This is a genomic window from Geomicrobium halophilum, from assembly GCF_014207655.1.
GTDB classification, from domain to species: domain Bacteria; phylum Bacillota; class Bacilli; order Bacillales; family Marinococcaceae; genus Geomicrobium; species Geomicrobium halophilum.
This window is the reverse complement of record NZ_JACHHJ010000003.1, coordinates 296,648-322,393: the sequence shown is the minus strand read 5'-3', so window position 1 is coordinate 322,393 and position 25,746 is coordinate 296,648. Positions and strand designations below refer to the sequence as shown.

27 protein-coding genes are annotated in these 25,746 nt (G+C 44.3%); all 27 read left to right on the top strand.

The genetic code is table 11. From position 1 onward, the window contains the following. The first annotated feature begins 88 nt into the window (after nucleotides 1-88). The 27 genes from HNR44_RS12010 (at nucleotide 89) to HNR44_RS11880 (ending at nucleotide 25,584) form a co-directional block, all read left to right on the top strand. Nucleotides 89-1,126, top strand: a complete 1,038-nt coding sequence (locus HNR44_RS12010) for an L-threonylcarbamoyladenylate synthase (protein WP_184404533.1) — start codon at nucleotides 89-91, stop codon at nucleotides 1,124-1,126. Between the two features lie 151 nt (nucleotides 1,127-1,277). Next, nucleotides 1,278-1,841 carry a manganese efflux pump MntP gene (locus tag HNR44_RS12005; protein ID WP_184404532.1) on the top strand — a complete coding sequence of 188 codons (564 nt, stop codon included), beginning with the start codon at nucleotides 1,278-1,280 and terminating at the stop codon, nucleotides 1,839-1,841. A 205-nt stretch (nucleotides 1,842-2,046) separates the two neighbouring features. Further along, the gene (locus HNR44_RS12000) at nucleotides 2,047-2,484 is read left to right on the top strand and encodes a low molecular weight protein arginine phosphatase (RefSeq protein WP_184404531.1); all 438 of its coding nucleotides are present in this window, start codon (nucleotides 2,047-2,049) and stop codon (nucleotides 2,482-2,484) included. A 13-nt stretch (nucleotides 2,485-2,497) separates the two neighbouring features. Continuing rightward, complete coding sequence (rpiB, locus tag HNR44_RS11995) at nucleotides 2,498-2,938, top strand: ribose 5-phosphate isomerase B (protein WP_184404530.1); 441 nt, start codon at nucleotides 2,498-2,500, stop codon at nucleotides 2,936-2,938. Further along, the gene (locus HNR44_RS11990; RefSeq protein WP_184404529.1) at nucleotides 2,935-3,474 is read left to right on the top strand and encodes a TIGR01440 family protein; all 540 of its coding nucleotides are present in this window, start codon (nucleotides 2,935-2,937) and stop codon (nucleotides 3,472-3,474) included. The genes rpiB and HNR44_RS11990 overlap by 4 nt, the downstream gene beginning before the upstream one ends. A 331-nt stretch (nucleotides 3,475-3,805) precedes the next feature. Next, complete coding sequence (locus tag HNR44_RS11985; protein ID WP_184404527.1) at nucleotides 3,806-5,041, top strand: serine hydroxymethyltransferase; 1,236 nt, start codon at nucleotides 3,806-3,808, stop codon at nucleotides 5,039-5,041. Between the two features lie 119 nt (nucleotides 5,042-5,160). Then, entirely contained in the window at nucleotides 5,161-5,790 is a 630-nt protein-coding gene (gene upp / locus HNR44_RS11980; RefSeq protein WP_184404526.1) for a uracil phosphoribosyltransferase, read from the top strand. 208 nt (nucleotides 5,791-5,998) lie between these two features. Further along, complete coding sequence (locus tag HNR44_RS11975) at nucleotides 5,999-8,215, top strand: S8 family serine peptidase (protein WP_184404525.1); 2,217 nt, start codon at nucleotides 5,999-6,001, stop codon at nucleotides 8,213-8,215. A gap of 234 nt (nucleotides 8,216-8,449) precedes the next feature. Beyond that, nucleotides 8,450-8,680: an AtpZ/AtpI family protein gene (locus tag HNR44_RS11970; RefSeq protein WP_184404524.1), complete on the top strand. Its 231-nt coding sequence runs from the start codon at nucleotides 8,450-8,452 to the stop codon at nucleotides 8,678-8,680. After that, the gene (locus HNR44_RS11965; protein WP_184404523.1) at nucleotides 8,681-9,070 is read left to right on the top strand and encodes an ATP synthase subunit I; all 390 of its coding nucleotides are present in this window, start codon (nucleotides 8,681-8,683) and stop codon (nucleotides 9,068-9,070) included. Nucleotides 9,071-9,075: 5 nt separating this feature from the next. Then, nucleotides 9,076-9,801: a F0F1 ATP synthase subunit A gene (atpB, locus tag HNR44_RS11960; protein ID WP_184404521.1), complete on the top strand. Its 726-nt coding sequence runs from the start codon at nucleotides 9,076-9,078 to the stop codon at nucleotides 9,799-9,801. Nucleotides 9,802-9,880: 79 nt separating this feature from the next. Then, entirely contained in the window at nucleotides 9,881-10,102 is a 222-nt protein-coding gene (gene atpE / locus HNR44_RS11955; protein ID WP_184404520.1) for a F0F1 ATP synthase subunit C, read from the top strand. A gap of 82 nt (nucleotides 10,103-10,184) precedes the next feature. Further along, the gene (atpF, locus tag HNR44_RS11950; RefSeq protein ID WP_184404519.1) at nucleotides 10,185-10,688 is read left to right on the top strand and encodes a F0F1 ATP synthase subunit B; all 504 of its coding nucleotides are present in this window, start codon (nucleotides 10,185-10,187) and stop codon (nucleotides 10,686-10,688) included. Further along, a complete protein-coding gene (locus tag HNR44_RS11945; protein WP_184404518.1) occupies nucleotides 10,685-11,230 on the top strand; it encodes a F0F1 ATP synthase subunit delta in 546 nt (181 codons plus the stop codon). The genes atpF and HNR44_RS11945 overlap by 4 nt, the downstream gene beginning before the upstream one ends. Before the next feature lie 16 nt (nucleotides 11,231-11,246). Next, nucleotides 11,247-12,755 carry a F0F1 ATP synthase subunit alpha gene (atpA, locus tag HNR44_RS11940; protein ID WP_184404516.1) on the top strand — a complete coding sequence of 503 codons (1,509 nt, stop codon included), beginning with the start codon at nucleotides 11,247-11,249 and terminating at the stop codon, nucleotides 12,753-12,755. Nucleotides 12,756-12,790: 35 nt separating this feature from the next. After that, nucleotides 12,791-13,663, top strand: a complete 873-nt coding sequence (gene atpG, locus HNR44_RS11935; RefSeq protein ID WP_184404515.1) for an ATP synthase F1 subunit gamma — start codon at nucleotides 12,791-12,793, stop codon at nucleotides 13,661-13,663. A 34-nt stretch (nucleotides 13,664-13,697) separates the two neighbouring features. Beyond that, nucleotides 13,698-15,101, top strand: coding sequence for a F0F1 ATP synthase subunit beta (gene atpD / locus HNR44_RS11930; RefSeq protein ID WP_184404514.1), 1,404 nt, complete (start codon nucleotides 13,698-13,700; stop codon nucleotides 15,099-15,101). Between the two features lie 30 nt (nucleotides 15,102-15,131). Then, on the top strand, nucleotides 15,132-15,527 hold the full coding sequence (locus tag HNR44_RS11925; RefSeq protein WP_184404691.1) for a F0F1 ATP synthase subunit epsilon: 396 nt from the start codon (nucleotides 15,132-15,134) through the stop codon (nucleotides 15,525-15,527). A gap of 291 nt (nucleotides 15,528-15,818) precedes the next feature. Then, a complete protein-coding gene (locus tag HNR44_RS11920) occupies nucleotides 15,819-16,052 on the top strand; it encodes a DUF1146 domain-containing protein (protein ID WP_184404513.1) in 234 nt (77 codons plus the stop codon). 896 nt (nucleotides 16,053-16,948) lie between these two features. Beyond that, a complete protein-coding gene (murA, locus tag HNR44_RS11915) occupies nucleotides 16,949-18,271 on the top strand; it encodes a UDP-N-acetylglucosamine 1-carboxyvinyltransferase (RefSeq protein ID WP_184404512.1) in 1,323 nt (440 codons plus the stop codon). Nucleotides 18,272-18,617: 346 nt separating this feature from the next. Next, nucleotides 18,618-18,905 carry a YhdT family protein gene (locus tag HNR44_RS11910; RefSeq protein ID WP_184404511.1) on the top strand — a complete coding sequence of 96 codons (288 nt, stop codon included), beginning with the start codon at nucleotides 18,618-18,620 and terminating at the stop codon, nucleotides 18,903-18,905. Further along, nucleotides 18,902-20,341 carry a sodium/pantothenate symporter gene (panF, locus tag HNR44_RS11905; protein ID WP_184404510.1) on the top strand — a complete coding sequence of 480 codons (1,440 nt, stop codon included), beginning with the start codon at nucleotides 18,902-18,904 and terminating at the stop codon, nucleotides 20,339-20,341. Before HNR44_RS11910 ends, panF begins: the two co-directional genes overlap by 4 nt. Nucleotides 20,342-20,497: 156 nt before the next feature. Then, the gene (gene spoIID / locus HNR44_RS11900; RefSeq protein WP_246407361.1) at nucleotides 20,498-21,556 is read left to right on the top strand and encodes a stage II sporulation protein D; all 1,059 of its coding nucleotides are present in this window, start codon (nucleotides 20,498-20,500) and stop codon (nucleotides 21,554-21,556) included. Between the two features lie 178 nt (nucleotides 21,557-21,734). Further along, the gene (spoIIQ, locus tag HNR44_RS11895; RefSeq protein ID WP_184404507.1) at nucleotides 21,735-22,574 is read left to right on the top strand and encodes a stage II sporulation protein SpoIIQ; all 840 of its coding nucleotides are present in this window, start codon (nucleotides 21,735-21,737) and stop codon (nucleotides 22,572-22,574) included. Between the two features lie 267 nt (nucleotides 22,575-22,841). Further along, the gene (locus HNR44_RS11890; protein WP_184404506.1) at nucleotides 22,842-23,486 is read left to right on the top strand and encodes a uracil-DNA glycosylase; all 645 of its coding nucleotides are present in this window, start codon (nucleotides 22,842-22,844) and stop codon (nucleotides 23,484-23,486) included. A 214-nt stretch (nucleotides 23,487-23,700) separates the two neighbouring features. Continuing rightward, on the top strand, nucleotides 23,701-23,973 hold the full coding sequence (gene spoIIID, locus HNR44_RS11885) for a sporulation transcriptional regulator SpoIIID (protein ID WP_184404505.1): 273 nt from the start codon (nucleotides 23,701-23,703) through the stop codon (nucleotides 23,971-23,973). A gap of 660 nt (nucleotides 23,974-24,633) precedes the next feature. Further along, nucleotides 24,634-25,584 (top strand): NAD(P)H-dependent flavin oxidoreductase, encoded by a 951-nt coding sequence (locus HNR44_RS11880; protein ID WP_184404503.1) that lies wholly within the window; start codon nucleotides 24,634-24,636, stop codon nucleotides 25,582-25,584. Nucleotides 25,585-25,746 lie beyond the last annotated feature (162 nt).

The window sequence follows — 25,746 nt, the reverse complement described above, 5'->3', positions numbered from 1 at the left end:
CGCATTATTGTGGATAACTCAAGTTAATGAAGTTAGCCGCCTATCCCTTGTCATAGAAGGGTTTTATGGAAGAAAAGGAGAGGCAAAAGTGAATTACCAACAAACGGAACACTGGGTTGTGGATAAACTTGTTGATGTGCACAATGATCAAGAATGTATCGAAAAAGCCGCGAAACTACTACGTACAGAAGAACTTGTCGCATTCCCAACAGAAACAGTATACGGTTTAGGAGCGAATGGTTTATCCACATGTGCTGTGCAAAAGATTTTTGAGGCAAAAGGACGTCCAAGTGATAATCCGCTGATTTTACATATAGGATCATTCGAACAATTGGACGCCTTAGTCACAAAACGCTCTTCGATTGCCGATCAACTCATCGAGCAGTATTGGCCTGGCCCGCTAACGTTAATTTTTCCGGTAAGTAAACAAGTACCAGCTACGGTAACCGGAGGGTTAGACACCGTAGCTATTCGTATGCCTGGACACGATTTAGCCCGTGCCATCATATCCGCATCCGCTGTTCCTGTGGCGGCACCGAGTGCGAATCGATCAGGACGGCCGAGTCCTACCCGTGCGGAACATGTAAAGGAGGATTTGGATGGACGTGTGGCAGCGATTATTGATGGCGGGCCGACGGGTTATGGGTTGGAGTCGACCGTTGTTGATGTGAGCGGTGAACGTCCGGTGATTTTGCGGCCGGGGGGTGTCACAGAAGAAGATCTCCAGAAAACGCTAGGCATTTCAATCGCGTCCGAAAGCGTTGAGAAAGGGAAGGAGAGCGTTCGTGCACCCGGGATGAAATACCGTCATTATGCCCCCAAGACACAGCTTTTGCTTGTAGAAGGCTCCGTAGACATCATGCAAAAGCGTATTGCCGAAGCGCAAAAACAAGGCAAACGAGTGGCGGCCGCTGTAACGTCGGAACGTGAATCATTAATTACGGCTGAGGAAATTCTCATTTTAGGTTCGGCTGGGGATTTGGACAGTATTTCATCACGTTTATACGCCATTTTACGTGATGTAGATAAGTTAGATGTTGATATCCTGTTTGTGCAAACGTTTGTAGAAGCGGGGCTTGGGAAAGCCATCATGAATCGCCTAAGAAAAGCTGCAGATGACTCGTAATAGCAGTTTCGCCGCGACAATGGCTAAGGGAAAAGATCATACCCGCGATAAGATGTGTAAGCCAGGGTCGTTCTTTAAAAATGAATGATTAGGCTCGTATTTCTATTTTCCTTCTTGTCCGCATAAGTTTATGAGAGACAGGAGGAATGAGATGAGTGAATGGTTGAGCACGACCGTAATGGCAACCGTATTAGGGATGGATGCCTTTTCTGTTGCGATGGCATTTGGGCTCCAAACACTTCGTATTCACATTCTTAAAATAGCTATAACAGTGGGGCTGTTTCATATGCTAATGCCGCTTCTTGGAATTAGCCTAGGTTTTTGGATGACGAGTATGTATAACGCTGAAATTGCTCAGGTAGTGGCGGGTCTTATTCTCTTAGTTATTGGTATTCAAATGATAAATTCAAGCCGAAAAGCTGAAAAAGGAACGTCGTTTCATTTGCATGGGATGGGTTTATTTTTGTTTGCTTTCATTGTTAGTCTAGATAGTTTTTCAATTGGAGTGTCTCTCGGTATTTTTGGTGTTGAAGTAATAATGGTCATTATTGTATTTGGCGTTATGAGTACCTTTCTTACATGGCTGGGCTTGAGGGCGGCCACTTTGCTCCGCCATAAGATTGGCAGTATCGGTGAAGGGTTTGGCGGCCTCATCCTTATGCTGTTTGGGTTAAATACCCTTCGCCCAATGCTTTACACACTTGGATTAGGGTAAACGTTCTAATTCTATGTTAAAATACGGGTACACTGAAGAATTAGAAACGTAACTGCAAATTGCCATAGCGCATGGCATGGATACGTGCGATGCATAATTTCGTTTGTTACAGGAGTTTCACTTAGCGGAAGGTTCTTGAGTAAGCTGTTTTATTTTCCCGGGCTTTTTGAACGTTTTTTAAAGAAAGAATCGAGGAGGAAGAATAATGGGGGTTAATCGGGTCTTGCTTGTATGCACGGGCAACACTTGCCGCAGCCCGATGGCCGCGGCTCTTTTGGCTGAGAAATCCGATCAACTAGAAGTGAAGTCAGCAGGCCTGCAAGCATTCTCCAGTACATCAGCTGCGCCGCATGCACGTATTGTTGTCCGTGAATATGGGGCGAGCCTGGATCAGCATCGTTCACAACCATTAACAATATCTTTGCTAGAATGGGCAGATGAAGTGTGGACGATGACAGACAGTCATGCGGCTCAAATTCAGCAACAGTTCCCTCACTATGCGGAGAAGATCACAAAGCTCGGGGACGTTAGTGGTTACGACGAGGAAATCACTGACCCGATTGGTGGCGATCTTGATGACTATCGACGGACAGCAGAACAAATGAATGAAATGCTGGAGGCATATGTAAAAAATAGATCGTGAGGAGTGTGTCAAGATGAAAATCATCGTTGGATCTGATCATGCTGGTTGGTCATTGAAAAAAGAGATTCTTCCATTACTGGAAGAACTAGAAATCGAATATAAAGATGTAGGAACAGATTGTGCAGATAGCGTCGATTATCCCGATTTTGCTCAACCGGTAGCTAAGCAGGTGGCCTCAGGTGAATTCGATTATGGTGTCTTGATATGCGGGACAGGGATAGGTATGTCCATCACTGCGAATAAAGTGCCAGGAATTCGCTGCGCGCTGGTAAATGACATGTTTAGCGCGGAAATGTCTAGACGTCATAATAATGCGAATGTACTTGCCATTGGAGAGAGAGTCATTGGCCCGGGCCTAGCTAAGGCCATCGTCGAGAAATGGCTCACAACAGAATTTGAAGGTGGCCGCCATGGAAAACGGGTGGAAAAAATGATGGGGACGGAAAGTGAATGAGTGTAACTATCCGGACATCGCTTGAAGCAATCTTGTACGAGTTGCAGGCAGAGGCAAATCTAAAGCAGGGATCTCTTCTTGTTATTGGAGCAAGCACGAGTGAGATTGCCGGAGAGCGTATCGGTAGTGCAGGTTCAGAAGTGATTGCTGCCGACGTTTTTCATACTGTGGAGTCCTTTCGAGAACAAACGGGTTGTTCGGTCGCTTATCAGGGGTGCGAACATATCAATCGTGCTCTGGTAGTTGATCGAGAATACGCGGAAAGACGTGACCTGGAGATCGTTTCGCTCATTCCAGCGCGACGAGCAGGGGGGGCGGTTGCTGCTTATGCTTATGCAAATGGAAGCGACCCCGTTGTCGTTGAAAAAATCCGAGCTGATGCAGGCGTTGATATCGGTTCCACGTTAATTGGCATGCATCTAAAACCTGTTGCTGTTCCTCTTCGGGCTGAAAAACCATTTGTAGGGGAAGCATCTGTAACAATGGCGCGTACACGTCCGAAATATATCGGAGGGCCAAGGACACAATACGAATAAAACTGCCCTCAAAAGAGGTTGTTCAAAAAGTTCGGGAAAACTTCCTCGAAAAAGACCGAGGTAACGCTTCTGAAGCAGCCAGCTGGCGCTCCGCTCCTCGGAAAAGAAGCCCACACTTTTCCTTCGTAAGAAGTGAATGCTTTCGTGGTGCACAAGCAGGGTGCTCGAGCCAGACTCTTTGCCATAAGACAATAGACTCGCCATTTTGGCGATTAGCTAACATTTTCTAAAACTTCTCGGCTCTTTTTGTCCTCTTTTTGAACACGCACTTAAAGCTTTCCCGTGTTAAAATAGGGACAGATTTATAAGCTATGAAAGGGGCAGGCGTTTTATGGAGACGATTCAGCAACAAGATCCAGAAATCTTTGCAGCTATTGAGGACGAGCGATCTCGGCAAAGAAATAAAATTGAATTAATTGCTTCTGAAAACTTTACAAGTAAGGCAGTCATGGAAGCTCAAGGTTCGGTACTTACGAATAAATACGCAGAGGGCTATCCAGGCCGCCGTTATTACGGTGGCTGCGAACACGTTGACGTTGTCGAGGATTTAGCGCGCGATCGTGCAAAAGAGCTTTTCGGCGCTGAGCATGCCAATGTTCAACCCCATTCTGGTGCTCAAGCAAATATGGGTGTATATTTTACAGTGTTGGAGCATGGTGACACCGTACTTGGTATGAATCTATCCCACGGTGGCCATTTGACGCACGGGAGCCCTGTCAATTTCAGCGGATTTCAATATCGCTTTGTGGAATATGGTGTCAATGAGGAAGACCACCGTATTGATTATGATAAAGTACTGGAGGCAGCTCGCGAACATCAGCCGAAATTAATTGTAGCTGGAGCTTCCGCTTATCCACGAGAAATTGATTTTAAGAAATTCCGGGAAGTTGCCGACGAGGTAGGTGCTTATCTCATGGTAGACATGGCACATATCGCCGGCCTGGTTGCGGCAGGTAAGCATCAAAATCCTGTTCCTCATGCTCACTTCGTAACCACGACTACGCACAAAACACTACGGGGACCTCGTGGCGGCCTGATTTTATGTGAAAAAGAATTTGCGAAAAAGCTCGACAAGAAGGTTTTTCCGGGGATGCAAGGCGGACCGCTCATGCATGTGATTGCTGCTAAAGCGGTAGCGTTAAAAGAGGCCCTTGATCCTTCTTTTACAAACTATGCGGAGCAAATCATTAAAAACGCGAAACGATTAGGTGAAGCATTGCAAAAAGAAGGGATCGATCTTATTTCTGGTGGCACAGATAATCATTTACTTCTCTTGGATCTGCAAGGCTTGAATCTTACAGGGAAAGTCGCTGAAAAGGTGCTTGATGATGTTGGCTTAACCGCAAATAAAAATGGCATTCCATTTGATCCTGAAGGACCATTTGTAACGAGCGGTATTCGGCTTGGGACAGCGGCTGTCACTACCCGCGGTTTTAAAGAAGAAGAAATGGATGAAATCGGGGCGATTTTCGGCCTAACACTCCGCAACATTGATGATGAGGTAAAACAAGAGGAAGCTCGTAAACGTGTGAGTGCTTTAACGAGCAGATTTCCATTGTATGAATAATTCAACAGCGGCCTGCCAATAATTGGGAGGTCGTCTGTGTGTGTTGGTGAACAGATGGACTTGATGCCGCTCTTTTTTTTCTGTACAATTTTTTAGGATATAAAAGGAGAGTGAATCGATTGGGAAAAGTTTACGTATTCGACCATCCGCTCATTCAACATAAGCTTACGTATATACGTGATGTTTCTACTGGGACGAAGGAATTTCGCGAGTTGGTTGATGAAGTTGGTGCTTTAATGGCTTTCGAAATTACAAGAGACTTATCATTGCATGAGGTGACGGTAAATACCCCTGTAGGTCCTGCACAATCAAAAGTACTCGCTGGTAAAAAGTTAGGCCTCGTCCCGATTTTACGTGCTGGCTTGGGAATGATGGACGGAATACTTACATTAATGCCGACAGTAAGGGTCGGTCACGTCGGCTTATACCGAGACCCTGATACCTTTGAACCGAATGAATACTATGTAAAGTTGCCAAAAGACATTGAAGAACGCGATCTTATTGTCATCGATCCTATGCTTGCGACCGGTGGATCAGCTGTGGCAGCGATCGATTCCCTGAAAAAACGCGGGGCAAAAAGTATCAAACTCATGTGTTTGATTGCAGCTCCCGAGGGTGTTGGAGAAGTTCAAAAAAATCATCCGGATGTTGACATCTACCTCGCTGCCCTTGATGAAAAACTCGATGAGAAAGGCTACATTGTGCCTGGGTTGGGAGATGCAGGAGATCGTCTTTTTGGAACGAAATAATGATTATGGAACCCGCTATGCAAGAGCATGGCGGGTTTTTTGATGGCAAAAGTGTGACGAGAAAACCAAACGTTTCCGCCTTCAAAGCAGGAAACCCTTCACCTTAGATTTTATTACCACTTTAGGCCTGATCTCTTCTCTCGCTTTTTCCTTTGTGCATGAGTTCAATCTAGAACGTACAAGCTATCTTATAAAAGGGGGGGCTGAGATGAAACTTCGTTGGCGGGTATTTTTGATCCTTTCACTCGCTTTTTTTGCTTTTGGTGTCGTCAGTGAAGTACAAGGGCAAGACGAGATGAAGACAGTCATTGTTCATGTCGATGAAGATGTGAGTGAAGTCAGTAATCGAATTGCCGAGTCCTCAGGTGAAGATCCTGACTATGTGTATACATCTGCTTTTCAGGGCTTGGCTTATACGCTCCCAGCCTCTGAAGCTGAGCAGATCAAAGAGGTTGCCGGGGTTAGCCGTGTGGATGACAGTGTCCAATATGATCAAGAATTAAAAGAAAGCGTTCCTTTTATCGGAGCTGAAGGTTTGCGAGCAGAACTTGATGATCGTGGAGTAAGATTGAATGGTGCCGGGGTTACCGTAGGTGTCATTGATACTGGCATTGATTATGAACATCCTGACTTACAACGTAATTATATTCAAGGTTATGATGTCATTGATGGCGATGATGATCCGATGGAAACGAAAGTAAAAGGAAAAGCGACGACTTTTCACGGAACGCATGTTGCTGGCATTATAGCAGCAAACGGGAGTGTCCGTGGAGTGGCTCCAGAAGCAGATCTTTACGGGTATCGAGCGTTAGGGCCTGAGGGGCAAGGTTCAACCGAGAACATACTGGAGGCCATTGACCGAGCCGTGGAAGACGGGGTAGATGTTTTGAACCTTTCATTGGGAAGTCCGATAAATGGGCCGGATTGGCCAACGAGTAAGGCGCTTGATGAAGCTACGGAAGCCGGTGTGGTTACCGTTACGTCAAGCGGAAATAGCGGTCCTGATATGTGGAGTGTCGGCTCACCGGGAACCTCGCTAAAGGCAATTTCCGTTGGTGCCTCAACACCCCCTTTAAAGGTACCTAGATTGAATGTTCCTGATATCGATAATGAGGAAGAGCGAGAGGTAGAACTACAACCGATTCAAGGAACAATCAGTTGGGATATAAAGAAAAGAATGAGGGTTATTGATGGTGGTTTGGGTTTCACCGATGATCTTGATAATGTGCGTGGTCGAGCAGTTCTTATAGAGCGTGGAGGCATTCCGATTAAAGATAAACTAAAGAATGCGAGTGAAGCAGGTGCACACGCTGTTATACTTATGAACAACGTACCAGGAACCTTTATCCCGGGTGTTGACGAACCGGTCAAAATTACAGCGGCGGCAATTGAAAATAATGAAGGAGCGGCATTAAAAAAAGCCATAAGGGATAGTGAAAAAGAAGAAATTGTGATTGAAACCAATTATATAGAAGAAACGGACCATATGGCTTGGTTTAGTTCTCGGGGCCCGGTGACGCAAACTTGGGATATTAAACCAGATGTAGTAGCGCCTGGGGTTGATATTGGCAGTACGGTCCCTGAAGGGTACCTTGAACTGAATGGCACGAGCATGGCAGCTCCTCATATCGCTGGTGCAGCGGCACTGATCAAGCAAGCCCATCCAGAGTGGAAGCCTGAGCAAGTGAAGGCGACTCTGATGAATACAGCGGTTCCACTATATACAGATGAGGGAGATCCATATCCGCCATTTGTGCAAGGTGCAGGGCGAGTAGATATTGCAGCCGCTATTGAAAATGACACTCTTATATATCCAGGTGCTTTATCCTTTGGAGTATGGGAAGCTGATGAAACAAACCAACGCCTACAAAGAGATATTACGGTTGAAAATTTAAGTGATCAAAAGCGTACCTATACTTTTGATGTCCCTACTTCTTTGGGAACAGGTTTAGACTGGAAAATGCCTATGCCCTTAACCGTGGATGCCGGGGGAAAGAAAACAGCAACGATAAAGGTAGAGATACAACCTGATATCATCGATTTCAAGCGGATTGATGGAGAAATAAAAGTGAATGGAGGTATGCGGGAAGCTTCGCTGCCATTTCTACTTTTTAGTGATGAACCAGACTATCCACGTGTAAGTGCTTTTCAATTTGGCCAAGCTCCTAAAAGCGGGAACTGGATGTATGAAGTATTTCTTCCAGGCGGGGCAGAAGAGTTGGAGATTACGTTGTATGATCCCGATACCTTTGCATATATTAAAACTCTTGACCAGCAGACAAATCTGCCCGAAGGACCGTTTGAACGCCGATTTCAAAAAGGCGAAATTGATTTGGAGCCCGGTGTGTATCATGTGTTGGTTTACGCCAAGCATAAAGATCGCGGAGATACGCTAGAATCGACTATTGTGATTGTTGGAAAATAATTCCCTTCCCATCCCCGCATCTCAGGGATGGGTAAGGTGCTCTATTCTTGAGATTTTACATTTGTCATCATTTTGACACAATGACTGAGTGATCAAACCCTTATCACTTCCGGCTTTTGATCTGTGATGGGTCGTTGACAGGAGATAGTCCCTATTGTAAGATTACAAAGGGTATTATGATAGTTAATTTAATAAGTAGCAAAATCTGAGATAACGGTTGAAGGGAGAGGCTTCATGGCCAAAGGGAACGGTAAACGTAGCCCGTGGCGTAGTTCAGTGCTCGTGTCTGCTATTTTATCTTCCATCGTTGGTTCGATGGTTGGGGGAATTTTGCTCGGATATTGGTTGGATGGTTATCTGGACTCAGAACCCATTTTTCTTATTATTGGCATGCTTATTGGAATTGTGGCAGGCTTTTATGGAGTAGTACGTGCGGTCAGGCCTTTTTTAGGGGACGATGATTAAATGCCGTCATTGCAGCAAAGAATGAAGCTTTATTATTGGATGATGGCGTTTATTGCCTTTGTTAGTGGTTGCATGTACTTTCTTACACCGTATGAATCTATATTTCTTGGCCTCCTTCTTGGCAGCTTTGCGTGTTTAATGAGCTTTATGTCAGTCTATATTAAGGCTTTAGTTATTGGTGGTGCTGCCGATAAACAGCCCTCTGGCATGATCCCCTATTTGATTACAGCACTTGGCCTCGTTCTTAGGTATGCTACTATAGCGGTGGCTGTTGCCATCGCCCTATTCTTTCCTGAAACATTCCACTTATGGGCTGTTTTAATAGGCTATGCGAGCCTTTATCTCTACATTTTGGTGGACATGTTCCTACAATTAAAAAAAGAGAGGTGAACGAAATGGACCATCAGGATTTAGTGTGGACATGGAGCATCGCAGGCTTTGATTTACACTTCAACATTACGACGATGTTGATGTCGACCGTTGCGGCTCTTATCGTAGCGATTTTCAGTATCATTGGTGCAAGAAAGCTGGCCATGCGTCCAACGGGATTGCAAAATTTCATCGAATGGGTTATGGACTTTTGTAGAAATATCATTACATCTAACATGGCATGGCAAACCGGCGGCAGGTTTATTGTTTTAGCCTATACGCTCTTGTTTTACTTATTCGTGGCCAATATGCTTGGGATCCCATTCGAGCTCGCTACAGATACCGATCACTATGTAATATGGAGTTCACCGACATCAGATCCGGTGCTAACGCTCACAATGGCTGCGTTTGTCATTATCCTCACGCATGTTTACGGTCTTAAGATAAGAGGTGGAAAAGAATACTTTCTTGATTATTTTCGACCTTCACCCATTCTTTTTCCGTTTAAGATCATTGAGGAAGTTTCAAACTGGTTGACGCTTGGGTTGCGACTGTTTGGAAATATTTTCGCAAAAGAGCTTGTCACCGTGTTGTTGGTTTCGCTTACAGGCTTAGGGGCCGCAGGTATTTTGCTGACTTGGTTACCACTAGCGCCTTGGTTAGCGTTCGGAATTTTTATTGGGGCATTGCAAGCATTCATTTTTACGATGCTTTCAATGGTGTATATGGCCCACAAAGTAGAATCGCATTAAACTTGTGAATAACGCCTGCTCAAATAACTGAGCATGTTATCAATATTATTATTCATTATATTAAAGGAGGATTTTATCAATGGCACAACTTGCAGCAGGAATTGCAGCTGGACTTGCAGCAATCGGCGGAGCTATTGCCGTATCGATTATCATGAAAGCCGTATTAGAAGGGGTTGCCCGTCAACCGGAACTTAGAGGGACATTACAAACACTTATGTTCATTGGGATTCCCCTTGCAGAGGCCGTTCCGATTATTGCCATCGCTATTTCTTTCATGTTGGTACTCGGTATCGGTGGATAATGGAAGGATGATGGAATGGCGATGATGTTCCCTGGGGACCTTCGCCATTCCTTATGTATCGCAGGAAGGAGTGAAATATGGAATGGATTTTTTGGAATTTATCGCGGATATTAATTGGGGCTCAGCTTTGTATCAGCTCCTTATCTTCTCGCTTCTCATATGGGTTGTTAGTCGTTTCGCATTGAAACCTCTTCTTGGAGTCATGCAAAAACGTGAGCAGCAAGTAAATGATAACCTCGATAATGCTGAAAAAAGTCGCGCTGAAGCCGAACAATATCTCGAACAACAACGAGAAGAATTGAAGAACGCACGTGAACAAGCACAGGAAATGATTGATAATGCCAATAAAATAAGTGAACAGCAAAGCAGGGAAATCCTCGATAACGCTAGGTCTGAAGCTAGCCGTTTAAAGGATGCTGCAGTTGCTGATATTAATCGTGAGAAAGAACAAGCGCTGGAATCTGTTCGTGATCAAGTCGCCAGCCTTTCTGTAGCGATTGCTACGAAGGTGATCGAGAAAGAATTGGATGAAAGCGAACAAGAAAAACTAATCGATAGCTATCTTAAAGAGGTTGAAAACAAATGAGTGCATCCACAGTAGCAAATCGATATGCAAAAGCGCTTTTTGAATTGGCGCAAGAAAAAGGCGTAATCGAACAGGTGAACGATGAACTTCTAGGTGTACAAACCATTTTTGAATCAGTCCCAGAACTGCAAGATATCATGGCGCATCCGCGTATGTCATTAGAAAAACAGCACGAGCTGCTTAAGAATGCCTTTTCCTCTTGTCATGAAATGGTTATGAACACGCTTTTAGTCTTGGCTGACCGCGGGCGCATCAATATCATTTTTCCCCTCGTACAAGCCTTCCAAAAGCTATCAGATGAAGCATTTAATATTGCAAGAGCAGAGGTACGTGCTGTTCGACCGCTTTCTGACCAGGAACAAGAACAGATCGCTCAGCAATTTACCACGAAAGTGAATAATCGCCGTGTTGTTGTTACAAGCAAGCAGGATGAAGACCTTATAGGCGGGCTTGTTGTACGCATAGGCGACCGTGTTTATGATGGAAGCGTTCGAGGACAGTTACAGCGCATAGAACGACAAATTGTCTCTACTAACCGTTAATGAAGGGGTGAAGGAAGTGAGCATTAAACCTGATGAAATCAGTTCGCTGATTAAGGAACAGATTGAAGATTTTCAATCGAATGTAGAAGTCAGTGAAGTTGGTACCATCATAGAAATCGGGGACGGTATTGCCCGCGTTCACGGCTTACAGGACGTAATGTCAGGTGAACTTCTCGAATTCTCAAATGGTGTTATGGGGTTGGCGCAAAGCCTTGAAGAAAACAATGTGGGCGTCATTATTCTTGGCCCGTATTCAGAGATTCGTGAAGGGGACGAGGTTAAGCGCACAGGTCGGATCATGGAAGTTCCTGTCGGAGAAGAGCTTCTCGGCCGCGTCGTAAGTCCTTTAGGCTTTCCCATGGACGGCGAAGGTAATATAGGTACAACAAAGACACGCCCGATTGAAAGCCCGGCACCTTCAGTCATGGATCGTCAATCTGTAGAAGAGCCTCTGCAAACGGGAATCAAGTCGATCGACGCAATGGTTCCCATTGGCCGTGGGCAAAGAGAGTTGATCATTGGGGATCGTCAAACCGGTAAAACATCAATTGGAATTGACACCATCTTAAATCAAAAAGACGAAGATGTCATTTGTATTTATGTTGCCATTGGGCAGAAGAAATCAACAGTTGCAGGACTCGTTGAAACGCTGCGTCAAAAAGGAGCACTGGATTATACCATTGTTGTTGCGGCAAACGCAGCTGATCCGGCACCGCTTTTATATCTCGCGCCATATGCAGGTGCAGCAATGGGCGAAGAATTAATGTATAACGGAAAGCATGTGCTTGTCGTTTACGATGATTTAACGAAACAAGCAGCTGCTTATCGTGAACTCTCCCTTTTGCTTCGCCGCCCACCAGGACGTGAAGCTTACCCAGGGGATGTCTTCTATTTACATTCTCGTCTTTTGGAGAGAGCAGCGAAATTAAATGATGATTTAGGCGGGGGATCCCTAACAGCGTTACCGCTCATTGAAACGCAAGCGGGTGACATTTCTGCCTACATTCCAACAAACGTGATTTCCATCACTGACGGCCAGATTTTCTTGGAATCAAACCTTTTTAACTCTGGTCAACGGCCAGCCGTAAATGCTGGTAGCTCTGTTTCTCGTGTCGGGGGCTCAGCACAATTGAAGGCGATGAAAAAAGTTGCAGGTACCCTCCGTCTTGATTTAGCTTCTTACCGAGAGTTAGCATCATTTGCCCAATTTGGATCTGACTTGGACAAATCAACGCAAGCCAAGTTAAGCCGTGGCGAGCGTACGATGGAATTGCTTAAACAAGACGTAAATCAACCATTGGCTGTTGAGTATCAAGTGGTTTCAATATACGCGCTTGTGAATGGTTATATTGATGACATTCCGGTAAAAGACGTTCGACGTTTTGAGAAAGAATTGTATACGCATATGAAGCAAAATCATCAACAAGTACTTGACCACATTCGTAATAAGGGCACATTGCCAGAAAAAGAAGACTTCAATAAAGCCATTGAAGACTTCAAGCAAACATTTAGTCCTTCTGAATAAGGGCAGGATCGGTGTGAAAAGGTGGTGAAACGACAGTGGCTTCATTAAGGGAAATCAAAGGCCGGATTGGCTCGACAAAAAACATGAAGCAGATCACTAGTGCAATGCAAATGGTCGCAGCTTCTAAACAATCAAGAGCGCAAGGGAAAGCACAAGCATATGAACCTTACATGCGTAAAATCCAGGAAGTGGTCGCTAGTATTGCCGCTGGTGATAATGATGCAAGCCATCCGATGATGGAGCAACGACCGGTTCGACGAACGGGTTATATCATAGTCACATCTGATCAAGGGTTGGCAGGTGGTTATAACTCCAACCTGATGCGATCCTTAATGCAGACAATTTCCGAAAGGCATGAATCAGAGGATGAATATTCACTGATTATTATTGGAAAAATTGGTCGTGATCTCTTAAAGCGATTGAACTTTCCAATCGAAGCCGAACACCTTGGATTGTCTGACAGCCCTTCTTTTGATGAGATTAAGTCAATAACCCGGACAGCTGTTGGTATGTTTCAAGAAGAGAATATCGATGAATTGTACATGTGGTATAACCACTACGTAAATACGATGCGTCAAGATGTTACAGAAACGAAGCTCTTGCCATTAACGGATCTAGCAGAGGAGCTTGAAGAAACTGTAGGAGCGACGCCGAGCTATGAATATGAGCCATCAGAAAGTGCCATTCTCGAACGTCTTCTTCCACAATATGCCGAAAGCTTGATTTATGGGGCGTTACTAGACGCGAAGGCTGCTGAGTTTGCTGCCCGTATGACAGCAATGAAAGCAGCGTCTGACAATGCAGATAATCTTCTAGATGAACTGCAATTGTCCTATAACCGAGCTCGCCAAGCCGCAATTACTCAAGAAATCAACGAAATTGTAGGTGGCGCAGCAGCTCTTGAATAACAGGAAAACCATTAGAAGCAAGGAGGTAAAAGGAATGAGCGAAGGATACATCACGCAAGTGTTGGGTCCTGTCATTGACGTTCGCTTTGATGACGGTACACTTCCCGAATTGAATAATGCGCTGATTGTCGATCAAAGCGACGAGGAAGTATCAGCCTCTGTGACATTGGAAGTTGCCCTTCACTTAGGGGATGATAGAGTTCGTACCGTTGTCATGGGCTCAAGTGAAGGATTGAAACGCGGGGCTCCCGTACGTGACACTGGGGCACCTATTTCTGTTCCGGTCGGTGAAAATACACTTAGCCGTGTATTTAATGTATTAGGAGAAAATATTGACTTGGACGAACCGATTGGTAACGAAGCCGAACGCAAACCCATTCACCGTGAACCACCAAAACTTACAGAGCTAACCACGGGTACAGAAGTTCTAGAAACGGGCATTAAGGTTGTTGATTTGCTCGCCCCATACACTAAAGGTGGAAAGATTGGCCTGTTCGGCGGTGCTGGTGTAGGGAAAACGGTTCTAATCCAAGAATTAATCAATAACATTGCTCAAGAACACGGGGGGATCTCCGTATTCGCTGGTGTTGGTGAACGTACTCGTGAAGGGAACGACCTCTATTATGAAATGAAAGACTCCGGCGTTATCGAAAAAACGGCGATGGTCTTCGGTCAAATGAATGAACCGCCAGGTGCCCGTATGCGTGTTGCACTTACCGGCCTTACGATGGCGGAGCATTTCCGTGATGAAGAAGGTCAGGACGTTCTTCTTTTCATTGATAACATTTTCCGTTTCACCCAAGCGGGTCAAGAAGTGTCTGCCCTACTAGGACGTATGCCGTCTGCGGTTGGTTATCAACCAACATTGGCGACAGAAATGGGCCAACTGCAAGAGCGGATTACTACGACGAAAAAAGGTTCCGTAACATCGATTCAGGCCATTTATGTACCTGCCGATGACTATACGGATCCGGCACCGGCAACAACGTTTGCACACTTGGATGCAACGACGAACCTTGAGCGTAGCCTTTCGGATATGGGGATTTACCCTGCAGTTGATCCGTTAGATTCCACATCTAGAGCTCTAGCGCCTGAAGTTGTCGGTGAAGAGCATTATAAAGTAGCTCAAGAAGTACAACAAACCCTGCAGAAATACCGTGAACTTCAAGATATTATTGCTATTCTTGGGATGGATGAATTGTCTGAGGATGATAAACTTACCGTTTCTCGTGCCCGTCGGATCCAATTTTTCCTTTCACAGAATTTCCACGTAGCAGAGCAGTTTACCGGGCAACCAGGTTCATATGTACCGGTTAAAGAAACCATTCGCGGTTTCCGGGAAATTCTTGATGGAAAACACGATGATGTTCCTGAAGATGCCTTCCGGCTTGTAGGGCCGATTGATGACGTGACCAAAAAAGCGGAAGAAATGGCATAGCCCCGTGGGTAAAGGAGGACGATTACTTTGATGACAAATGTTAGCGTCGTTACCCCCGATGGGAGCGTTTTTGAAGATGATGCCGAAATGGTATCTGCAAAGTCGGAACAAGGTGAAATCGGTGTGTTGCCGAATCACATTCCACTTGTCACACCACTCACGATCGATGCTGTTCGTGTAAAGAAAGAAGGCAGCCAGGAAACAATAGCTGTGAGTGGCGGCTTTATGGAGGTTCGTCCGGATAAAGTGACCATCCTTGCTGAAGCTGCAGAGCGTCCAAATGAGATCGACGTTGAGCGTGCAAGAGAAGCAAAAAAACGTGCGGAAGAACGTTTGGACAAGAACGATGAAGAAATCGACAAAAAGCGAGCAAAAAACGCATTAATGCGTGCTGAAATCCGTCTAAAAGTAGCGGATCGCACTTAAGATAGAAACTGGGGAAGACGTGATCATATCTTTCCCAGTTTTTTTGTTTTAAAAGTTCACTCGTACATAATAGAAAGTGCATAAACGGAAAAATATAGAATACATTTAGAGGGATGTATTTTGTTACAAGTTGTGTTGTTAGCCTTATCGACAGGGGTATGGTGATTTGGTATAATAAATATGATGTACAATCTGCATCTGAAGAAGAAAATGCCATTTTAGGGTAGGTCAATGGAATGATTGGGCAAGATAGAGAGAAAAGCACGAAAAAGAAAGGAAACGTTGAAACGCATGCTTGAACAGTTCGGACAGCAAGCGATCCTACATATTTTATTTAACCTGTTCGTGTTGGTTATTGTTTGGTGGAGCTTGCAGGCATTTAAATTTGATGTTCTCATTCGCCATCCACAAAGTGGCAGAGGCATCATGTTGTTTATTCTAGTCGTTATCGCAATTACACATTTAGTAAGCAGCTTCTTTCTGGAGTACTTAAACCAAGCATTAAACCTTCGTCACATGTTTTAAGAGTGTGTTCAAAAGGGAAATAAAAAGACTGAGTCATTTGATAAGACGTAACCTTTGAGCAGCGGAGGGAACTTCAGCTTGAAATTACTATTTAAGCACTCTTTCGCACGAGAAAATATGGTCTACTTTTTAAGGAAGTCTTCCCTCACCTTTTGAACCTCCACTTTAATGTAGGAGATGAACGTTTCTAGGTATGCACAGAAGGTAAACGTAAAGACGGTTAGCAAAAGACAAAAAGGTTGTTTTACCTGTAAGTGGACGAGGAAGATGGTTTATAAGTGAGTCTTTCCGGATCGTAAGTAGGAATTCTTCACATAAGTAAAGTGTTTTCTTTTTGAGGTGGTTTTCCCAGAGTTTTGGAACTTTCTACACCCAAAAAAGACTGTAACCTTTTTTGTTGTATGTCGTCATAGAGGTGGGACTTGCTAACGAAAAGTGGAAGGTACTTAGCATGGTCATTCAAGGTATACATGGAGAACAGCAATTAGAGTGAAATAGGCGTGTTCGTAAGCGGAACTGAATGGAACGCCTATTTACGCAACTGAATAGCATGAGAATGAAGTGAGCATTCCTGTCTGGTTGCCAAGCGATCCAATATGCCTGTTCATTAAAATTAAGATGCATGCGTGATTGAGTGTGTGTTCAAAAAGGAGTATATAGCCAGGAAGGGGAGCTTTGATCATAAAGTTGTGAAGTATGAACATGTACGAGGAACAATGATGTATTTTCTGATAGGGTGCTTTGCCTTCCAACTGCGAATCTTAGCTGGCGGCCTCCTTTACAGGCTATGATAACCTTAACGTGCGATCAGCTTCGTCGAAGATCCTCTTGTGATTTGCTTAGACTCTTTGAACATGCTCTTAAAAGAATGATTAATGGACGCGGAGGGGAATACGTTGGAGAAAATTATAGTACGGGGAGGAAAGCGGCTTACAGGTTCTGTAAGAACAGAGGGAGCAAAAAATGCTGTTCTACCTGTACTGGCGGCCTCCTTGTTAGCTGAAAAAGGAACTAGCACCATATACGATGTACCGCCTTTGGCAGATGTATACACGATGCAAAGTGTTTTAAATCATTTACAAATGGACGTATCGTATGAGAATGGCGTTTTTACGGCAAATGCAGAAAAGAGGTCATTACGTCCCACTGCCCCATTTGAGTATGTGCGAAAAATGCGTGCTTCATTTCTCGTGATGGGCCCTTTGCTTGCGCGTACAGGTCGTGCCCATGTGGCATTACCAGGAGGATGTGCCATTGGTTCAAGACCGATTGACCAGCATTTGAAAGGCTTCGAAGCAATGGGTGCGAGTGTAGAAATTGGGCAAGGATACATTGAGGCACGGGTCAATGGACGTTTACAAGGTGCAAAGATTTATTTGGATGTCCCGAGTGTGGGCGCAACAGAAAATATCATGATGGCTGCTGCCATGGCTGAAGGAACGACCATTATTGAAAATGTGGCGGAAGAGCCAGAGATTGTTTGTTTAGCAAATTACCTCAATGCCATGGGCGGCGTTGTTCGCGGAGCAGGAACAGACACGATCCGTATTGAAGGTGTTGACCGCCTAGAAGCAGCGGATCATACGATCATTCCGGATCGGATTGAAGCTGGTACCTTTATGGTTGCTGCGGCAATTACCGGTGGGGATGTTTTCGTTGAGGGGGCACTAACCGAACATTTGCGTCCACTCGTGGCAAAGATGCGCGAAATGGGTGTTGTGATCGAAGAAAAGGATAACGGTATGCGCGTCATTGGGCCTGACATTTTACGTCCCGTTGATATTAAAACCATGCCGCATCCTGGGTTTCCAACGGATATGCAGGCGCAATTCATGATATTGCTTACGCAAGCAAAAGGAACGAGTGTAGCAACAGAAACTGTCTTCGAAAATCGTTTTATGCACGTTGAAGAATTTCGCCGCATGAATGCAGCGATTAAAATTGAAGATCGTTCAGCAATCATTACAGGTCCGGCTCGTCTTCAAGGTGCAGAAGTATCTGCGACAGACTTACGCGCTGCTGCAGCCTTAGTGATCGCCGGGTTAGTTTCAGAAGGCGAGACAGTTTTAACAGAGCTTCGCCACATTGACAGGGGCTATGTTGACATTCACAAGAAATTGCAAAATCTTGGTGCAAGGGTAGAACGTGTAACAGTCGAGGATGAAAAAGACGTTTCAGATGCAGGTATACACATCGTTAACAATGAGGCTATTCATTAAAATGCCCGTATTCAAAAAGGAAGCTTGAAAGAAGCCGAGTAGTTCGAGAAGACTTAAGTTCAAGCACCGGAGCATATGAAGCGAAGAAGCCAGTCGAGCTTCCCAGGATTTGGTGACTCCGACGTTCGGTTCAAGCCGAGATTTAGTCGAACGCCCTTTTTAGAGTGGAAGAGAGAACCGAAGTGCATAAAACTTCGGTTCTTTTTTCATGTTACAGTCATCCACCGAGTTCGTACTTTTTGTAATCTCATATAGTGTTCTCGTCTATTTCTGACGAAGATCCTCTTTTTTAGTTAGACAAATTCCGCTATGATAACCATAGAAGTCTATACCAGGAGGAGAATTTATGGCAAATGATAAACATGAAGAGATTGACCCGCGTTTTAAAATCGCCAATCGTGAAGCGCTGATTGGTGTTGGACTTGCCCTTTTCAATTTTATATGGTGGTTTGCCTTTGCTTATGGGTTAGGTTCAAAACCTGTATCTGAATATCATTACATACTTGGCATGCCTGCCTGGTTTTTTTATAGCTGTGTGATAGGTTCGGTTATTATGATCATTCTTGTGACAGTGATCGTTAAGTTTTTCTTTAAAGAAGTTCCTCTTGATGATGAAGGGGAGGAGTCACCATGAACTGGGAAGTGATCATCCCGTTGCTGATTTTTATCATAGCGGTATTTGGAATTGGGTATTGGGCTTCCCGACATTTAAGACATAAAAGTAATTTCATGCAAGAATATTTTCTAGGAAGCCGCGAATTGGGCGGTTTAATATTAGCGATGACTATGATTGCTACATATGGAAGTGCGAGTAGTTTTATTGGAGGGCCTGGAGCTGCCTATCATGAAGGCCTCGGCTGGGTCCTTCTGTCCATGTCGCAAATTGCTACAGGTTATTTTGTGCTCATGATTTTAGGGAAAAAATTTGCCATTATGTCACGTAAGTACAATGCGGTGACGTTAGTTGATTTTTTAAAAAACAGATACAATAGCACAATCGTCGTTATTTTAAGCGCAGTCAGTATCATCATTTTTCTATTCTCAGCGATGGCAGCTCAATGGGTAGGCGGTGCTCGACTGATCGGTGCGCTTACGGGGCTGTCTTATACCTCTGCTCTTTTCATTTTTGCTGTAGCTGTTCTCATCTACGTCATTATTGGAGGATTTAGGGCGATCGCGGTCACCGATTCGATGCAAGGAATTATAATGTTTATAGGGACATTTATATTGCTTATCGCAACGATTATCGCTGGCGGCGGAATGGGAAATATTATGAGTGATCTTGCTGCTGAGAACGAGTTGCTCATCTCCCCTTTCGGGGTAGACGGAAATCTTACTTCTCTTTATGTGTCATCATTTTGGATCCTCGTTGGTGTCGGGGTTGTCGGGCTGCCCCAGGTAGCTGTACGAGCAATGTCTTATAAAGATTCCCGATCCATGCACCGGGCTCTCATCATTGGAACATTCGTGGTTGCGTTCATGATGTTTGGTATGCATTTAGCAGGTGTGCTGGCGAGGCCGATCCTCCCTGAACTTGAGGTTGCGGATAACGTTATGCCTACGCTTGCAATGACGGTGCTTCCTGCCTGGCTTGCTGGTATTGTACTGGCCGCTCCCCTTGCTGCGATTATGTCTACGGTTGATGCGCTGCTTTTAATGGTCAGTTCGGCTGTTGTAAAGGATATCTATTATAATTATATTAACCCTCAGGCAACGAATCAAAAAGTAAGGAACGTCAGTATAGGTGTAACTGCCATTTTGGGGGTTCTTGTCGTGCTCTTTGCCCTTAGCCCTCCAGAGTTTTTAATCACGTTAAATTTGTTTGCATTCGGAGGTTTGGAAGCGGCATTCGTGTGGCCATTGGTGTTGGGATTGTATTGGTCAAAAGGGAACCGTTATGGGGCGCTGGCTTCTATCATCATCGGGGTGGGCTCTTATATCGTCATCTACGTATTTTTTGGAGAACCCCTCGAGCAACTGGGGCCCTTCGGGATGCATTCGGTTGTTCTCCCCATCGTGTTATCATTGATGGGTTATGTGTTCGCTAGTTTACTTACAAAAGAAAACTAATAGAGAGAAAAGAATGGAGGCGTTTGCCCTCGATTCTTTTTTAGTTCTAGTTTGTTCAATTTGTCCATAGGATTTAGAGAGAGTAAATAGCACGAGTAGGTCATGATCGTACAGAGTATTTGGACAAGATTGATAGATTTAAGGGGGGACGGCCACTTGAAAAAATTGATCTTGACTGTAGTGCTATTTACAGGGTTACTCATCGTCCTTCCGGCATTGCTCGTACTTTTTTATTCCGGAACCAGTACTCATCCACTAGCTGCGCCCGCATCTGATCCAGATTCTGATACAATTTCCTCCTATCAGGATGAAGCTGAAGAATATAAGCCGGGCCCGGAAGTGGTCGTTCCGGTGTATCGGGAAGGTCAAGATAAGGTGGAAGACGTAGAGTTGGAGGATTATGTTGCCGGAGTTGTATCTGCAGAAATGCCTGCAGCATTCGAGATGGAAGCGTTGAAGGCTCAAGCACTTGTAGCGCGAACCTTTGTCGTCAAACAAATGAAACTCGGCGATGATGAGAGCTTGCCTGAAGACGCCATCGTGACGGATACGACGAGTCACCAAGTATTTAAAAACGAAGAAGAATGGGAACAAGAATGGGGAGCGGAAGCAGAGGATAGAATGGAGAAAATTAACTCTGCGGTAGAAGCAACTGCCGGTGAAATTATTACCTATGATGGCAGTCCCATTACCGCTTCCTTTTTCTCGACGAGCAATGGACACACGGAAAACGCTGAAGAGTATTGGGAAACGTCTCTGCCATACCTCCAGAGTGTGGAAAGTCCTTGGGATGTAGGTTCCCCTCGCTATGAGAATACCAAGCGTTACCCCGTTGCTGAAATTGAACAACGTTTAGGAGTTTCGATCCCGGAAGGAACCGATCTGCAAGAAAATATCGAAAGAACCGAGGGGAACCGGATAGCATCTGTGACTATAGGAAATACGACATTTCATGGAAGGGAGATTCGTGAATTACTGGAGCTTGATTCCAGCGACTTCGAATGGCAGCGTGAAGGTGAGGAAATTGTAATTCATACGAAAGGTTGGGGGCATGGTGTTGGCATGAGCCAATATGGTGCAGATGGAATGGCAAAAGAAGGAAATAATTATCGTCAAATCGTTGACCATTACTATCAGGACGTAGAGATCGCCGAAGATTCATCACATATGGAAGCATACGTCCTTAATGATAAGGATGAAGAAACAGAATCGTAATATTGATACCACCTCGAGATTGAGGTGGTTTTTCGTGTTCTTAGCACCTGCTCATCTTTAGTCATTCGCTTTTTTTAGCTTTTGCTCACCATCTCTGAAAATAAATGTAGAAAAATTTTCACACAGGAGTATATCTTTCTACTAATTTGATCAGAATGGTTGCTGAGGTGGTGATAAAATGAAAGATGAGGAGAAAAAAATCTCTGAATCCCGAGAGAAAGAGAACCAGGGGGGTCAAATAAAACAATGGTCAAGAAAACCTTGGTTTTGGCCGGCAGTTTATTTGACAGTATGTGCAGTGTTGCTTAGTTCATTCTTTGTATTCCAGGGCGGTGAATCTGACATCGCAGAGGATAGCGAAGACGAAGGCTTTGGATATGACAGTGAACCACAGGAAGAAGAAGCGTTACCAGTGGGAGCTGAAGCAGAGGAGATGCAACTGCCCGTACGAGATGAAGATGTCGTCGATGTTGTCGGTTATTTCTATGATTATAATGCTACAAATGAAGAACAGGAAGATGCACTCGTTTACTACAACCAGACTTACTATCAGAATAAAGGAATTGACTTGGCAAATCCAGATGGAGAAGCTTTTGAAGTAGCTGCCGCACTTAGTGGTGAGGTTGTAAAAGCTGAACAAGATCCCCTTCTGGGCAATGTGGTTGAGCTGAGCCATGATGATGAGATCGTTACAGCTTATCACAGTTTACAAGACTTGGAAGTTTCAGAAGGAGATGTGGTTGCAAAAGGGGACGCACTTGGTACAGCTGGTGAAAACACGTATAACCGTGACGCTGGTGTTCATGTTCATTTTGAAGTTCGTCAAGACGGCGTTGCTTTCAATCCAGAGGAAATGTTGAACCAGACAATTTCTGAGATGACTTTCGATGATGAAGAAGGTTTGGAAGGTACTACTGATCCTGAAGATGGTGAGGATGAGGACGACACCTTTGCTGATTTAGATGAAGATGAAGATCAAGAAGAGGACGAAGAGGACGAAGACGACGAAGAAGAATAATAGAAGTGATATGTAGCATGCCCTCATTTTGGGGGCTTTTTTTGTGCCCGGGCTGAGGTGGCAATGAAAGTGGAATCAAAAAGCCAGGTAAAACATTCATGGTTAACGAACAAATGCGAAATACAGCAGTTTGAAGATTCCTAATTATATATGCTCGTATATGTGCTTGATATCCGTTTGGGTTTGCAGTTGTTTCTTCTCGTTCATCGTGATTTTTTTTGCTGAAGATATATGTTTTAATAAATTTAAATAATGAGGAGGAGAGACATGCTCATGGAGTTGCCGCGCGAACTTGTAGAACGTTGCCAATCGTCGCTTAGAGACCATCAGCTCGAAGGTTTTTTAACCGGTGCTGGTAATGAAAAGGCCGACGTTATGTTTATCGGTGAAGCACCTGGCGAACAAGAAGCGAAGAAGAGTCAACCGTTCATTGGACGCTCTGGTAAAATATTAGATACATATTTAGAAGTGCTAGGTTTAGACCGCAGGAACGTATATATGACAAGCGTGGTGCGAAGTCGTCCCTACAGATGGGGCGAGCGTCGCCCTAAAGGGGAACCTGTAATGAGAAAAATCAACCGAAAGCCGACGGAGAAGGAAATTTTTGCACACGCACCACTACTTGATTATCAAATCAATGTGATTCAACCGCGGATGATTGTCTGCCTCGGTGGGGTTGCGCTCAAACGTCTCCTTGGAAAAAAAGCAAAGATCTCTGCCATGCATGGGGTTCCCATTCATGATTCGTGGGTCCAACAGTGTGCCAAAGATGCTTATCATTGGAGCGTAGAAACATATACTCTTATGGCCTTATATCATCCTGCTGCTGTTTTTTACAATCCGTCACTACGAACAGTGATTGACAACGATTTACAAATATTGAAGGAGTTTATAAGAAAGGATCACACGTAATGGGTCTTTTTTTAATGCTTTGGACGTTATTTATGGGTTCTAAGTGGAGCAAAATCATAAATTCGGGAAGCAATGTATGCAAGAATAAGCCTGTTATATGTGGATGTAGAAAACTGCTTTTGCTTCAAACCCTTGTCCTTACTGACTTTTTGGTATATATACCGGTCTTGGATAATAAACTGTAACAAACCATCCAGACTGGGAGGCGAGCAGTGTGCATGACTACATCAAAGAACGAACTATCAAGATTGGGAGGTACGTTGTAGAAACTCGGAAAACCGTACGAACAATCGCCAATGAGTTCGGGGTTTCGAAAAGTACCGTTCATAAAGATTTGACAGAAAGGCTTCCTGATATTAATCCTGAATTGGCGAACGAAGTCAAAGCTATATTAAATTATCATAAATCCATTCGTCACTTACGGGGCGGGGAAGCAACGAAAGTCAAATATAATAAAAAGGGGGAAATAACTGTTATTCAGCAGTGAATATTTTTTACTATCTAAATTTTCAACCTAAACAACATAGCTTTGTTCAGGTTTAAGGGTGAGATATGGCGTCGGTGGCGGATCGCTTGCGGTCGACCATCTTGGGTGTATTTGCCCAACCCCTCGAAAAGGTGGAATAAGAAAAAGCAGCGCTGCTAGACAGTAACGGTTGGCTTCATATTCTTTGTTCTATACCCGAAAAAGCGCATTTACCTCGTAGAGGGTTCTATTTTGGAAACCCATAATGGGGTGTGGGGGCTTCTTCTCCTACACCCCATCAACTTAACTCGTTGAATTAGAGTTTTCTCCGGTAATTTGGATCCTAGGTTCAAAATTTCCTAGCCTCTCGCTAGGCCTAGGAAGAAAACGTGTTTTTTGCCAACCCCAATGGGGTAGGGCGATCTATTCGATAATCTTTACCCCTGATCTTTTTTGATTCTGTGATTGTTTGAGCTCTTAAATTACATGCGTTAAAACATCCCATCGGGTAGTTGCTGCATCTCCATTCCTCCCTCTTTGTAATTAAATATTCTTCCATAGATCTCTGGATGGTGATGTTGGGCAAAACTATCTTCGTTTTATCTTATGTAATGAGTGATTATTCATTCATTTTGTGATACAGTTATAGATATTAGAATATGATGTACAGGGGTGTTTATCATGCAGAATATGAATGATCATTCATTGAGTCATCAAGTTGAATTACCGGCAATAGCGGCACCGATGTTTCTTGTATCCAGTCCACAGATGGTGATCGAAAGTTGTAAAAATGGGGTAATCGGAACATTCCCTCTCTTAAATGCGCGAACAGGAGAAATTTTAGAGGAATGGATGCGTAAAATTAAAAACGAAGTTGAAAGCGATTCAGTTACAAAAATGGCACCATGGGGTGTGAATCTCATTGTTCATCGAACAAATAACCGTTATGAAAGTGATTTGGAATTGGTGAAAAAATACCAACCGCCAATTGTGATTACGTCGCTTGGAAATCCAACGGCTGTCGTCGATATTGTTCACGAGTATGGCGGTCATGTTTTCTCAGATGTTATTACGATTAAACATGCGAAAAAGGCTGCCCAAGCTGGCGTTGACGGTCTCATCCTCGTTTGTAACGGGGCGGGCGGTCACGGTGGTAAGATCAATCCGCTTGCTTTCCTGGCCGAGGTGAAGGAATTCTGGGACGGATTTACCGTTCTTGCGGGAGCTATATCGAATGGCCGTGATATTTTAGCTGCTAAAGTACTCGGCGCCGATTTTTCATATATCGGTACTCGCTTTATTGCGACCAATGAGGCAATTGCTCAAGATGAGTACAAGGAAATGCTTGTTGAATCCAAGAGCGATGACATCATATATACTGATGCAATAAGTGGTGTAAATGCCAACTTTTTGCGCCCCAGTATTGAAAAGGCGGGTCTTGATGCCGATAATCTTCAGAAAAAAGAAACTGTTGACGTCGTTCATAACCAAGATGATGCAAAGTCTTGGAAAGACATATGGAGTGCAGGGCAAGGCGTCGGTGCGATCAAAGACGTCCAGCCAATTGCTGAGGTTATTAACGAGCTTAAAGCTGAATACAAAGAGGCGGTAACGAAAGTCACAGAGAAATAAGCATGGGCAAAGCTTGTCGTCACCGAAAACGGTGCGCTGAGGAATCCCCTATTTACCAAAACCACTCCTCTTTTTTCAAGCCCTTTTTCTTTTCAATGAGCTTTTAACGTTGTATCTTATTAGTTGTAAAGGCTCATCCTAATTAGTGGAAGGGGAAAGGAT

Coding starts and splice junctions, on each gene's coding strand:
- HNR44_RS12005 (WP_184404532.1), top strand. CDS start 1,278: ATGAGTGAATGGTTGAGCACGACCGTAATGGCAACCGTATTAGGGATG.
- HNR44_RS12000 (WP_184404531.1), top strand. CDS start 2,047: ATGGGGGTTAATCGGGTCTTGCTTGTATGCACGGGCAACACTTGCCGC.
- rpiB (WP_184404530.1), top strand. CDS start 2,498: ATGAAAATCATCGTTGGATCTGATCATGCTGGTTGGTCATTGAAAAAA.
- HNR44_RS11990 (WP_184404529.1), top strand. CDS start 2,935: ATGAGTGTAACTATCCGGACATCGCTTGAAGCAATCTTGTACGAGTTG.
- HNR44_RS11985 (WP_184404527.1), top strand. CDS start 3,806: ATGGAGACGATTCAGCAACAAGATCCAGAAATCTTTGCAGCTATTGAG.
- HNR44_RS11975 (WP_184404525.1), top strand. CDS start 5,999: ATGAAACTTCGTTGGCGGGTATTTTTGATCCTTTCACTCGCTTTTTTT.
- HNR44_RS11970 (WP_184404524.1), top strand. CDS start 8,450: ATGGCCAAAGGGAACGGTAAACGTAGCCCGTGGCGTAGTTCAGTGCTC.
- HNR44_RS11965 (WP_184404523.1), top strand. CDS start 8,681: ATGCCGTCATTGCAGCAAAGAATGAAGCTTTATTATTGGATGATGGCG.
- atpB (WP_184404521.1), top strand. CDS start 9,076: ATGGACCATCAGGATTTAGTGTGGACATGGAGCATCGCAGGCTTTGAT.
- atpE (WP_184404520.1), top strand. CDS start 9,881: ATGGCACAACTTGCAGCAGGAATTGCAGCTGGACTTGCAGCAATCGGC.
- atpF (WP_184404519.1), top strand. CDS start 10,185: ATGGATTTTTTGGAATTTATCGCGGATATTAATTGGGGCTCAGCTTTG.
- HNR44_RS11945 (WP_184404518.1), top strand. CDS start 10,685: ATGAGTGCATCCACAGTAGCAAATCGATATGCAAAAGCGCTTTTTGAA.
- atpD (WP_184404514.1), top strand. CDS start 13,698: ATGAGCGAAGGATACATCACGCAAGTGTTGGGTCCTGTCATTGACGTT.
- HNR44_RS11925 (WP_184404691.1), top strand. CDS start 15,132: ATGACAAATGTTAGCGTCGTTACCCCCGATGGGAGCGTTTTTGAAGAT.
- HNR44_RS11920 (WP_184404513.1), top strand. CDS start 15,819: ATGCTTGAACAGTTCGGACAGCAAGCGATCCTACATATTTTATTTAAC.
- HNR44_RS11910 (WP_184404511.1), top strand. CDS start 18,618: ATGGCAAATGATAAACATGAAGAGATTGACCCGCGTTTTAAAATCGCC.
- panF (WP_184404510.1), top strand. CDS start 18,902: ATGAACTGGGAAGTGATCATCCCGTTGCTGATTTTTATCATAGCGGTA.
- spoIIQ (WP_184404507.1), top strand. CDS start 21,735: ATGAAAGATGAGGAGAAAAAAATCTCTGAATCCCGAGAGAAAGAGAAC.
- HNR44_RS11890 (WP_184404506.1), top strand. CDS start 22,842: ATGCTCATGGAGTTGCCGCGCGAACTTGTAGAACGTTGCCAATCGTCG.
- HNR44_RS11880 (WP_184404503.1), top strand. CDS start 24,634: ATGCAGAATATGAATGATCATTCATTGAGTCATCAAGTTGAATTACCG.